Annotated in this window: 11 protein-coding genes and 1 pseudogene; 2 read left to right on the forward strand and 10 right to left on the reverse strand. The window is 69.3% G+C overall.

Annotated features, from left to right (window positions below; all coding sequences use genetic code 11):
• Nucleotides 1-91: 91 nt before the first annotated feature.
• The gene (locus AC1HC7_RS03875; protein ID WP_479495688.1) at nucleotides 92-388 is read right to left on the reverse strand and encodes a DUF4437 domain-containing protein; all 297 of its coding nucleotides are present in this window, start codon (nucleotides 386-388) and stop codon (nucleotides 92-94) included.
• Nucleotides 389-418: 30 nt separating this feature from the next.
• Here AC1HC7_RS03875 and AC1HC7_RS03880 point away from each other — a divergent pair, with 30 nt between their 5' ends.
• Entirely contained in the window at nucleotides 419-796 is a 378-nt protein-coding gene (locus tag AC1HC7_RS03880; protein ID WP_479495689.1) for a cupin domain-containing protein, read from the forward strand.
• A gap of 22 nt (nucleotides 797-818) precedes the next feature.
• Here the strand turns inward: AC1HC7_RS03880 and AC1HC7_RS03885 are convergent, their stop codons facing one another.
• From AC1HC7_RS03885 to AC1HC7_RS03925, 9 genes are all read right to left on the reverse strand, one after another.
• On the reverse strand, nucleotides 819-1,274 hold the full coding sequence (locus tag AC1HC7_RS03885; RefSeq protein ID WP_479495690.1) for a YaiI/YqxD family protein: 456 nt from the start codon (nucleotides 1,272-1,274) through the stop codon (nucleotides 819-821).
• Nucleotides 1,271-1,990, reverse strand: a complete 720-nt coding sequence (locus AC1HC7_RS03890) for an HAD-IA family hydrolase (protein WP_479495691.1) — start codon at nucleotides 1,988-1,990, stop codon at nucleotides 1,271-1,273. The genes AC1HC7_RS03885 and AC1HC7_RS03890 overlap by 4 nt, the downstream gene beginning before the upstream one ends.
• Complete coding sequence (locus tag AC1HC7_RS03895; RefSeq protein WP_479495692.1) at nucleotides 1,987-2,538, reverse strand: thioredoxin family protein; 552 nt, start codon at nucleotides 2,536-2,538, stop codon at nucleotides 1,987-1,989. The genes AC1HC7_RS03890 and AC1HC7_RS03895 overlap by 4 nt, the downstream gene beginning before the upstream one ends.
• Before the next feature lie 141 nt (nucleotides 2,539-2,679).
• Nucleotides 2,680-4,053 carry a TRAP transporter large permease gene (locus tag AC1HC7_RS03900; protein ID WP_479495693.1) on the reverse strand — a complete coding sequence of 458 codons (1,374 nt, stop codon included), beginning with the start codon at nucleotides 4,051-4,053 and terminating at the stop codon, nucleotides 2,680-2,682.
• Between the two features lie 4 nt (nucleotides 4,054-4,057).
• Complete coding sequence (locus tag AC1HC7_RS03905; RefSeq protein ID WP_479498704.1) at nucleotides 4,058-4,801, reverse strand: TRAP transporter small permease; 744 nt, start codon at nucleotides 4,799-4,801, stop codon at nucleotides 4,058-4,060.
• A gap of 87 nt (nucleotides 4,802-4,888) precedes the next feature.
• On the reverse strand, nucleotides 4,889-5,890 hold the full coding sequence (locus AC1HC7_RS03910; RefSeq protein ID WP_479495695.1) for a TRAP transporter substrate-binding protein: 1,002 nt from the start codon (nucleotides 5,888-5,890) through the stop codon (nucleotides 4,889-4,891).
• Nucleotides 5,891-6,165: 275 nt separating this feature from the next.
• A complete protein-coding gene (locus tag AC1HC7_RS03915; protein WP_479495696.1) occupies nucleotides 6,166-7,539 on the reverse strand; it encodes a sigma-54-dependent transcriptional regulator in 1,374 nt (457 codons plus the stop codon).
• Between the two features lie 67 nt (nucleotides 7,540-7,606).
• Nucleotides 7,607-9,451 (reverse strand): sensor histidine kinase, encoded by a 1,845-nt coding sequence (locus AC1HC7_RS03920; RefSeq protein ID WP_479495697.1) that lies wholly within the window; start codon nucleotides 9,449-9,451, stop codon nucleotides 7,607-7,609.
• Nucleotides 9,452-9,600: 149 nt separating this feature from the next.
• Nucleotides 9,601-10,365, reverse strand: a complete 765-nt coding sequence (locus tag AC1HC7_RS03925; protein WP_479495698.1) for an HAD-IA family hydrolase — start codon at nucleotides 10,363-10,365, stop codon at nucleotides 9,601-9,603.
• Between the two features lie 683 nt (nucleotides 10,366-11,048).
• Between AC1HC7_RS03925 and AC1HC7_RS03930 the strand changes: the two are divergent.
• A pseudogene (locus AC1HC7_RS03930) lies at nucleotides 11,049-11,163 on the forward strand (beta-ketoacyl-ACP reductase); the annotation flags it as partial.

Here is an 11,163-nt window from a genome sequence, read left to right on the forward strand (position 1 = left end):
CACCGGGGCGCGCATTGAAAGGCATTTCCGCCGCCGGGGCGGAAATTCGCTGCGCGCGAACGCCTTGAACCGGCGCCGCCGGGCGCGGCGCTCACTTCACCGGAATGAAGTCGAATTTCGCGTCCGAGTGGAAGAAGGACTCGCAGGGCGCGTCGGAGACGCAGAGGGTGGAATGCACGGCGTTGGCCGGCACGTGCCAGTAGGAGCCCGCGGTCAGCTTCGGCGCCCCGGCCTCGCCTTCGAACGGGTTGGTCATCACCCCCTTGATGACCACGCCGTCATAGGCCGCGCTGTGGGTGTGCGGGCCGGAATCGAATTTCGCCGGAAACTTGCCGAAGGCGCCGTGGGCGCCTGCGTTCATGTCGCCATAGGCGTCGGCCAGGGGCATGTGCTGGGCGACCGGCCCGGCAGCGCCCCAGTGGACGGGCCCGCGGCCATGGCCTCCTTCGCCGGCGAGGCGCCGCTTTTCGCCGACGGTGGGGTCGCGACGCGGGTGGTCTGCGGCCATTGCGAATACCGCAGCGCGCCGATTCACCCGCTGCTGAGCGATCTGCCGGCGTTCATCCACCTGAAGACCGCCGAGGCCCCGGAGGCCGGCGCGCCCCTGTCGGTGATGCCGCTGCTGTTCAACGAGATGATCGGCGAGCGTCCCGGCCAAAGCCTGATCGTCGAACGCTACGCCGAAATCCTGTTGATCCACGCGCTGCGCATGCACCACGCGCAAAGCCCGCAGCGCATCGGATTCTTCGCCGGGCTGGCAGATCATCGGCTGGCGCGGGACGGTGGCGGCGGCTGATCCGACACGGATCGGCGGGGGCTCAGGCGTCGCGCATCGCCGCCTGCGCCATGCGCTCCAGCGCGTCCAGAAATCGCGAGCGGTCGGCGCGCGAAAACCCCTTGCCGCCGCCCTGGCGGAACGGGTCGGCGGCGCGCAGATCCGCCATCAGGTCGCGCATGGCCAGCTGGTGGCCGATATTGGCCTCGGTGAACGCGTCGCCGTTGTGGCGCAGCGCCCTCGCCCCGTTCTCGATGCAGCGCGCCGCCAGCGGAATGTCGCCGGTGACGCAGATGTCGCCGCGCCCGCAGCGATCGGCGATCCACTTGTCGGCGGCGTCGGCGCCCTCGGCCACCACCACCATATGCACCTTCGGGTCCGGGTCGGGGCGGATGCCGCCATTGCTGACCACATGGACCTCGAGCCCGTGACGGCGCGCCACGCGCAGGGTCTCGCCGCGCACCGGGCAGGCGTCGGCGTCGATGTAGATTTTCGTCATGGGGCGCGGGCGCCGGATCCGGTTTCGGCGATCAGGGCGCGGACCAGCGCCGGGAGCGCGGCGAAATCATCGAAGCTGGCGGCGGGGGACAGCGACTCGGGCGGGCTGTGGCGATAGCCGTTCAGATGCAGGACGAAGGGCATGGCGCCGGCGCGGGCGGTGTCCGCATCGGTTTCGCTGTCGCCGACATAGATCGCCGGGCCCGATCCCAGCGGATCGGCGGCGGCGGCAAGCAGCCGGGGATCGGGCTTCAGCGCGCCGGGCACGGTGTCGCCGCCGGCCACGGACTCGATCATGTCAAAGCCCAGCGCCGACAGCACCATGCGCGCCGGGGCCTCGGGTTTCTGGGTGCAGACGCCCATGCGCCAGCCCTCGCCGGCCAGTTCGCGCAGCGCCTCGCGCGCGCCGGGATAGGCGCGGGTGCGCAGCAGCGGGTCGTAATGGGCGCGAAAGCGGTGATAGAAATGGTCGAGCCCCTGTTCGGGAATGCCGCCGCTGTGTTCCAGCAGGCGTTGCACCTGCACCAGCATGCCCTTGCCGACGAAGCCGGCATAGGTGGCGACATCCACCGGCGCGCGGCCCAGTTCGCCCAGCACGCCGTTGCCCGCGGCGCACAGGCTGGGCGCGCTGTCGATCAGCGTGCCGTCGAGGTCGAGGATCAGGCGCGGGGCCGCGTCGTCGGGGTTGGGGGCGTTCGCCCGGGCGGCGTCGCTCACGCCGCGCGCCACTTGATGGAGCAGCCGATGGAGGGGGTCTGGTCCTGCGGCCCCTTGCCGGTCTCGGCGATCTGGCGCATGGCCTCGAACAGTTCGCGCGGCAGGCTGTCGTCGCGGTTGCGCCCGGCGCCGTCGAGCCGGCCGCGGAACTGCAGGCCCAGATCGGCGTCGAAGCCGAAGAAATCCGGGGTGCAGACGGCGCCGTAGGCGCGGCCGACCGCCTGGGATTCGTCATGCAGGTAGGGAAAGGGAAAGCCGTGCGCCTGCTTGAAGCGGATCATGTTTTCAAAGCTGTCCTCGGGGTAGTCGGCGGCGTCGTTGGAACAGATCGCCGCCACCCCGACGCCCAGCGCCAGCAGGTCCTTCGCGTCGCGGGTCAGCTTGTGGGCGATGGATTTCACATAGGGGCAGTGATTGCAGATGAACATGATCAGCGTGCCGCGCGGTCCGCGCACGTCCTCCAGCGTCCAGGTCGCGCCGTCGGTTCCGGGCAGAGAGAAATCCGGCGCCTGCCAGCCGAAATCGCAGATGGGGGTTTGTGCGGCCATGTCTGAATCCTCCTTCACGCGGTTACGCGCGACATTGCCGCAAAACCGGGATCGGCGAAAGGGGGCCGGACGAAACGCGGCGCCCCGATCCCGGGGCGCCGCGGGCGCGGACCGGGCGCGCGCCCGGCCGGTCGGCGATGATCAGTTGGTGATGATTTCCGGCCCCATGAAGGCGGTGGGCAGGAAGGTGGACAGCCACGGGATGTAGGTCACCATGATCAGGAACACGAACAGGATTCCGAGCCAGGGCAGCGCCGCCTTCACCACCCGCATCATCGGCATCCCGGCGACGCCCGAGGTGACGAACAGGTTGAGCCCCACCGGCGGGGTGATCATGCCGATCTCCATGTTCACCACCATGATGATGCCCAGATGGATCGGGTCGATGCCCAGCTTGATGGCGATCGGGAACACCAGCGGCGCGACGATCACGATCAGGCCCGAGGGTTCCATGAACTGGCCGCCGATCAGCAGGATCACGTTGACGATGACCAGGAACATCACCGGCCCGAACCCCGCCGACAGCATCGACCCGGCGATCTGCTGGGGGATCTGTTCGTCGGTGAGCACATGCTTGAGGATCAGCGCGTTGGCGATGATGAACAGCAGCGTCACCGTCAGCTTGCCGCCCTCGAACAGCGCGTGCTTGGTGTCCTTGTGGACCAGGAAGGTCACCAGCGCCCAGGGTTTTTTGGCCAGCGATTCGGATCCGCCGTCGGCGCGCGACAGCGGCCCCATGTCGCGATAGATGAAATTGGCGATCACGAAGGCGTAGACCGCGGCCACCGCCGCCGCCTCGGTGGGGGTGAAGATGCCGCCGTAGATGCCGCCGAGGATGATGACGATGAGGAACAGCCCCCAGCCGGCGTCGCGGCCCGAGGCGATGATCTCCTCCCAGCCCAGCCAGTCGCCCTTGGGCAGGTTCTTCCACTTGGCCGCCACGTAGATGCCGACCATCAGCATGAACCCGGCGAGCAGGCCCGGGATCACCCCGGCAAGGAACATGCGCCCGACCGAGACCTCGGTCGCCGCCGCGTAGACCACCATGACGATGGAGGGCGGAATCAGGATGCCCAGCGTGCCGGCGTTGCAGATCACCCCGGCGGCGAAGTCCTTGGTGTAGCCCACCTGCTTCATGCCGGCGATGACGATCGATCCGATGGCCACCACCGTCGCCGGCGACGATCCCGAAAGCGCCGCGAACAGCATGCAGGCGAACACGCCGGCGATCGCCAGCCCGCCGGGCAGATGCCCGACGCAGGCGATGGCGAAGCGGATGATGCGCTTGGCCACGCCGCCGGTGGACATGAAGGTCGAGGCGAGGATGAAGAACGGGATCGCCAGCAGCGTGTAATGCCCGGCCATGGCTTCGAACAGCGTCTGGGCGACGGCGGCCAGCGAGGTGTCCGAATAGACCAGCAGGAACAGCATGGAGCTGAGCCCCAGCGACACCGCGATGGGCACGCCGATCAGCATCAGCCCCACGACCAGGGCGAAGAGAATCGCGACTTCCATGGGTTCAGCCCTTCCCCGGTTTCGCGTCTGGCGTTTCTGGCGCGTCTGGCGTTTCTGGCGCGTCGGGGGCCTCCGCCGCGGCGACGGCGGCGGCGGCCTCCTCGATCATCTCCTCGGCCTCGTGCGAGGCGACGAGCATGTCGATGTCGCCCTTCGCCAGCCGCCAGGTGGCCTGCGCGAAGCGAAACAGCAGCAGCGCCATGGAAAACGGGATCACCGCGTAGGGGATCAGGCGGGGGATCTTTTCGTAGGGCTCGCCCTCGTTGAAGGTGGTCGAGAACCAGCCCTGCAGGAAGGCCGGCATCTCGATGTCCTCGACCTCGTACCAGCCCTTGTCGCGGAACTTGTCTTCGAATCCGGCGGGGAACCAGCGCCCGTCGGTGGCCGGAAAGCCGGCGAAATTCGCCCAGTAGTCCCAGCCGCCCTTGAGCAGCAGGAAAGCGAAGGCCATGCAGCACAGCCCGGCGATCAGGCCAAGGATCTTGCGCGGACGATCGGGCAGCAGGTTGAGCACCGCGTCGACGCCCAGATGCGCGGAGACCTTGACGCAGTAGCTGGCGCCCAGCAGCACCATCCAGGCGAACAGGTAGCTCGTCGCCTCCAGCGCCCAGAGAATGTTGGCGCCGCTGAATCGGGCGATGACGTTGGCGAACGTGATCAGGGTCATCAGGCCGAGGATCGCCGCGATCAGCGATTCCTCCAGCCCGTTCACCGCTCGTCCCAGGGCGGATTTGGGGTGATGGCTCATGAGGGTCCCTCCGACGCCCTTGGGGCGGTCGTTGCTGTGGGAGGCCGGCCGCGCGACGGCGGCCGGCCCCGGATCCGAGGCGCGGGATCAGTGCTTGGCGTTGATCGCCTGCGCGGCGGCGATGTTGTCGGCGCCCACGTCGCCCTCGAACTTGCTCCAGACCGGCTTCATGGCGTCGACCCAGGCCTGGCGCTGTTCGGCGTCCAGTTCGCGCACCACGCCGCCGGCGGCGATCACCGCGGCTTTCGCCTTCTCGTTGACCTTGAAGGCCTCGGAGTTGCGGGTGGCGGTGACCTCGTCGATGATGGTCTTGAGCTGGCTGCGCACGTCGTCAGGCAGCCCGTCCCAGAAATCCACCGAGGTCACCAGCAGGTAGTCGATGATTCCGTGGTTGGATTCGGTGGTGCCGTCCTGCACCTCGAAGAACTTCTTGCCGTAGATGTTGGACCAGGTGTTTTCCTGCCCGTCGACGACGCCGGTCTGCAGCGCGCCGTAGACCTCGGAGAACGCCATCTTCTGGGGCGAGGCGCCAATGGCCTCCATCTGCGCCACCAGCACGTCCGAGGACTGCACGCGGAATTTCAGGCCGTTGGCGTCGCTGGGCAGGATCAGCGGCTTGTTGGCCGAGATCTGCTTCATGCCGTTATGCCAGAAGGCGAGGCCGAGCAGCCCGCGCCGGGTCATGCTTTCCTTCATCGCCCGGCCGGTATCGGAATTCTGGAATTCGTCCACCGCGTCGATGTTCTTGAACATGAAGGGCAGGTCGAAGATGCGGAATTTCTTGGTGAATTTCTCGAATTTCGACAGCGACGGCGCGGCCATCTGCACGTCGCCGTTGAGCAGCGCCTCAAGCACCTTGTTGTCGTTGTAGAGCGAGGAATTGGGGAACACCTCCATGCAGGCCTTGCCGTTCATTTCCTCGTTGACGCGCTTTTGCAGCAGCGAGGCGGCGATGCCCTTGGGGTGCTTGTCGGTGTTGGTGACGTGGCTGAACTTGATGACGATCTCGCCGGGCTCGCAGCTCGCAAGCGCGGCGTTGGCGGAGAAAATCAGCGCGACGGCGGTCGCGGCGAGGGTGAAGTGGCGCATGGTCGTCCTCCCAGACGGTTTCGATTGCGGGTTTCGCAATCATGACCATAGCAAGGCGCGTGCCAGTTTTTCGACTTGATCGCGCCCGGGGCGGGGCGACGCGGGCAAGGTCTTGTTAACGCTTTTGCCGGGAAGGGTTTTTCACTTGGCGCGCCGGGGCGGGAAAACTGCGTTGACCATGCGTCAGGTTGGCGCCGGTTCGCGCCGTGCGGGGAGTCGCACGGGTTCGACCGGCTTTTGTGCGAAAACCCGCACATGCGCCCGCGAGCCCGATGTCAGGAACGGAAATCCTCGGCCCTGAGCCCGTGGCGGGTCAGCTTGTCGTAGAAAGTCTTGCGGGCCACGCCGAGATCGGCGCAGGCGGCGGTCACCGCGCCGCCGGTGCGGGTCAGCGCCGCCGCCAGCAGCGACCGCTCGAACGCCGCCACCTGCGCCGTGAGCCCGGCGTTCGGGGCGGGGGCGGGGGCGGGCGCGCCCGAATCGCCTTCGGCCTGCGGGCGCAGCCCCAGCCCCATGGCGAAGCGTTCGGCGGCGTTTTTCAATTCACGCACGTTGCCTGGCCAGTCATGGGCGGCCAGCCAGGCCAGATCGGCGGCGTCGATATCGGGCGCCGGCAGGTCGCGCCGCGCCGCGGCGGCCTTGACGAAGGCGCGAAACAACAGCGGCGCGTCGCCCTGGCGTTCCCGCAGCGGCGGCACCCGCAGCCGGGCGACGTCGAGCCGGTAATACAGATCCTCGCGGAACCGCTCGGCCGTGATCTCGGCCTTCAGATCGGCCTTGCTGGCGGCGATCACCCGCACGTCGAGCGGCACCGCCTCGTTGGCCCCGAGGCGTTCCAGTTCGCGTTCCTGCAGCACCCGCAACAGCTTGATCTGCAGGTCGAGCGGCATGGATTCGATTTCGTCGAGAAAGATCGCGCCGCCATTGGCGTGTTCGAACTTGCCGATGCGCCTGGCCACCGCGCCGGTGAAGGCGCCTTTCTCGTGACCGAAGATCTCGGACCCGGCGATGTCGCGCGGCAGCGCCCCGCAATTCACCGCCACGAAAGGCCCGGCGGCCCGATCCGACAGCGCGTGCAGGGCGCGCGCGGCCAGTTCCTTGCCGGCGCCGGTCTCGCCCAGCACCAGCACGTCGAGCCCGGCCTGGGCGATGCGCTCCAGCCGGGCGCGATAGGCGCGGGTGACCGGGGAATCCCCGAGGATGTCGCCCGACAGCGCCCCGGCCTCGGCGGTTTCCAGCCGCGCGCGCAGCTTGCGGTTCTCCAGCACCAGTCTGCGCTTTTCGCAGGCGCGCCGCGCGACCTCCACCAGCCGTTCCGGCGGGCAGGGCTTTTCGAGGAAATCATAGGCCCCGGCGGACATGGCCTTCACCGCCATGGGCACGTCGCCATGGCCGGTGAGGAACACCAGCGGGATGTCCGGGTCGATGGCGCGCAGCCGGTCCAGCAGGTCGAACCCGGACAGCCCCGGCATGCGCATGTCCGAGAGCACCGCGCCGGGCCAGTCGGGGGCGAGCGCGGCCAGCGCCTCTTCGGCCGAGGCGGCGGTCTGGGCCTCGATCTCCGCCAGGTCGAGCGTCTGGGCCAGCGCCATGCGCAGGGCCGCCTCGTCATCCACCAGCAGCACCCGGTCAGGCGCGGCGCCGGTCATCGCGGCGTCCGCCCGCGGGGCGTCCGCCGCAATGGCGGATCGGGATCCGCCCTACGCAAGTCGCGGCTCATGGGGCATCCGGCACGAGGCCCGGCTGCAGGTCGATGGTGAAGATCGCGCCGCCCTCCCTGTGGGTTTCGCCGCGAATGGCGCCGCCGAAGCTTTGCACGATGCCATAGGAAATTGACAGGCCGAGTCCCAGCCCCTCGCCCTGGCCCACGGATTTGGTGGTGTAAAACGGATCGAACAGGTTCTTTCCCGCGTCCAGCCCCAGCCCCGGGCCGTTGTCGCGGATTGTCAGCCGGGCGCCGCCCCCGGGCCGGGGGGCGATGCGGATGACGATGCGCTTGTCGGCCTGGCCTTCCATGGCGTCCATGGCGTTGGAGAGCACGTTGACCGCCACCTGCCCCAGCCGCACCTCGCCGCCGCGCACCATCGCCGGGGCGGCGGGCGGGGTCCAGTCGATGCGCACGCCTTCGGTTTCGATGCGCCGCGCCATCAGTTCCAGCGCATCGGCGACGATGCGGTCCAGCGCCACGTCCGAGGCCGGCTCGCCCTCCTTGCGGGCGAAGGCGCGCAGGTTGCGGATGATCCGCGCCATGCGGGCGGTGAGGTCCGAGATCTGCGCCAGATTGGCCGAGGTTTCGCCCACGCGCCCGCGCTCCAGCAGCACGCGGGCGTTGTCCGCGAAGCTGCGGATCGCGGCCAGCGGCTGGTTCAGCTCATGGCTGATCCCGGCCGACATCTGCCCCAGCGCCGACAGCTTGCCCGCCTGCACCAGATCGTCCTGGGCGCGGCGCAGGGCGTCCTCGGCGGCGCGGCGCTCGCCGACCTCGCGGCGCAGATGCGCGTTGGCGTCGGACAGGGCGCGGGTGCGCGCCGCCACCCTCGCCTCCAGTCCGGCATTGGCGCTGGCCTCCAGCGCCAGCCGCTGGCGCAGGGCGTTGCGCCGCTGCAGGATCAGCAGCGCCAGCAGCGCCAGCGCCAGCGCCGTCGCCGCCGCGCCCAGCCCGGCGAGGCGGGCGCGTTCCAGCGCCGGGCGCGCATCCATCAGCACATGGGCGGTCATGTCGAGCCGCGGATTGGTCAGTTGCGCGTGCAGCGCCCGCGCCGGCAGCCCGCGGATGTCGCGCCAGCCCGGCCCGTCCATGCGCATCACCCGCGCCGGGGTCCAGGCCACGGCGCGTTCCGGCGGCAGCGGGACCAGCGGCCGGTCGCTGTAGCGCCGTGTGGCGGCGATCGCCTGAATCGCGGTTTGCGACAGCGGCGCGAGGGTGCGAAACACCAGCCCGGCGCGGTTTGCGATGAAGATCACGCCGTAGGGATCGGTGAAATAGATGGTCTCGCCCGCGTCGCGCCAATCCGATTCCACCGCCTCCATATCGACCTTGACCGCAGCCACGCCGACGATCTCGCCCTGCATGCGCAGCGGGCTGGCGAAGTAGAAGCCGCGTTTGTCCGACGTGGTGCCGAGCGCGTAAAACACCCCGAGCCCGCCATCCATCGCCCGGCGGAAATACGGGCGGAAGCGGAAATTGCGGCCGATGAAGGGGCGTTCGGCGGCCCAGTTCGAAGCCGCCTTGGTCAGCCCGCCCGGGTCCATGAGGTAGATGTCGAGCGCCCCGGTGACGTCGGCCACCCGCTCCAGCAGCAGATTGGCCTCCTGCAGCCGCGCGGGGGTGGGGGCGGCCATGGCCTCGGCCAGCGGCGCCGCGTCGGCGAGCACCCGGGGCAGCTGGCGAAACCGCGCGAGCTGGCTTTCCAGGCGGGCGTTGGCGATGTTCAGGCGGGTGGCGGCGCGGGTTTCGAGCGCGTCGATCTCGCTGGCCAGGCTGGTGCGCCAGGCCGCCCAGCCGGCCAGCGCCGGCAACGCCAGGATCAGCGCGGAGAAGGCGAGAGCGGAGGATCGCATGTCCCAGACTAGCGCCGGGCGGATCGGCTGCGCAACCGCCCGGCGCCGGGGCGTCGCGGCGGGCGAGTCGCGCAGCGGCCCTCGGCCCCCGGGCGCCTGGCGTTCAGGCGGCAGTCAGGCGAAAGGCGCCCCGGCGCAAGGCCGCGCGGTCAGGCGGCGGCCATTTCCTTCCAGCTGGTCAGCGCCGCCGGGGTCACGCAGTCGTGGCGCCCGGGATCGCCGCGCAGCGGCTGGAACGGCGCCGAGGGCTCGCCCAGATCGCTCAGCGTCAGCAGCGCGCCGGTGAAATCCTCGTCCTGAGTGTAGATCCCCGGCGCCGCGATCACGTCGATCCCGGCGGCGCGGGCGGCGGCGACGCCCTGGGCGCTGTCCTCGATGGCGATCACCGCCTCGGGGGGCAGGCCGAGGCGCTCCAGCGTCAGGCGATAGGCGGCCGGGTCGGGTTTTCGCGCGATGGCGTCGTCGCCGGTGACCACGGCGGAGAACCAGTCCAGGGCCTCGAAGCCGAAGACGTTGAGAATCAGCGCCTCGAAGCTTTCGCGCCGCGACATGGTGCACACCGCCAGCTTCAATCCGGCGGAATGGGCGTCGCGCAGCAGCCGCGCCACGCCGGGGCGGAGCGGCGCGCCGCCCTCCTCGATCAGCGACACGTAGATTTCGGTCTTGCGCTGGTGGATCGGGCGGAACCCGTCCTCCATGTCGAGCCGGGCCAGGTCGCGGGGGCGGGCGCGCTCCACATAGGCGCGGATGCGCTCCAGCCCGCCGCCGACGGAGAGCAGATCCTTGTAGAGCTCCCGGCTCCAGACCCATTTGCGCCCCGCCTCGGCGAAGGCGGCGTTGAAGGCCTGACGGTGCAGCTCCTCGGTTTCCGCGAGAGTGCCGTCAACGTCGAAAATGATGGCTTCCAGGGTCATGTCAGGTCTCCTTGCGGCGTGGCGCGGGGGGTCGCGCGCAGAGGTGGGGCGTTGGCGGCCCGCGATCCGCGATGACGGATCGCGCAACGTCAGGCGAGGGTCTGGCCTCGCCTGACGGGGCGCCGATCGAAATGTCGGATTTGAACTCACTATAACGCAAAATGACGATTTCGTCATCTTCTGGTTGTCGCACCTGGCCGCGGCGCGGTCGGCAACGCCCCGTCCGGGCGCCGGCGCCGGGATTTTTTTCGATCCCGTCAAGCCGCGAAAGCGGGGCGAATCCATCAGCGCCGGACCCGGAGACAAGGCGCGCGCAACTATGTTGCTTACGCAGGGTCAGCCACGGCGTTTTCGACCGATCGCCATGCGAGCCATGCGCCAGGCGGGACGCGGCCTTGTCTCAGGCCCGGTTGCTGAAATCCGGCGGGCGGGTTCTAAGATCGCCCGACGCTGCGGGCCGGGACTCGCCGGCAACGACGATCCCGTGTCGTCTGGCGACCCAATGGACCACCGAAAGGGCATGCATCCTCGCCAAACCGCGGCAAAGGGGCGATGCTTGGATAGCGACGCGCGCCGGAACGCCGGATTCGAACGCGGGGGATCCTCGCGGCGCGGCAATGCCGAAGCGAATGACAGGGCCGCGACGAACGGCCGAACCGACCAAAGGGAAAAGGAGCATCAGAATGGCACGAGTTGCATTGGTGACCGGCGGCACGCGCGGCATCGGGGCGGCGATTTCCGTCGCGCTGAAGGCGGCGGGCCACCGGGTCGCGGCGAATTACGCCGGCAATGACGAGG

The sequence above is a fragment of the Oceanicella sp. genome, assembly GCF_056449545.1.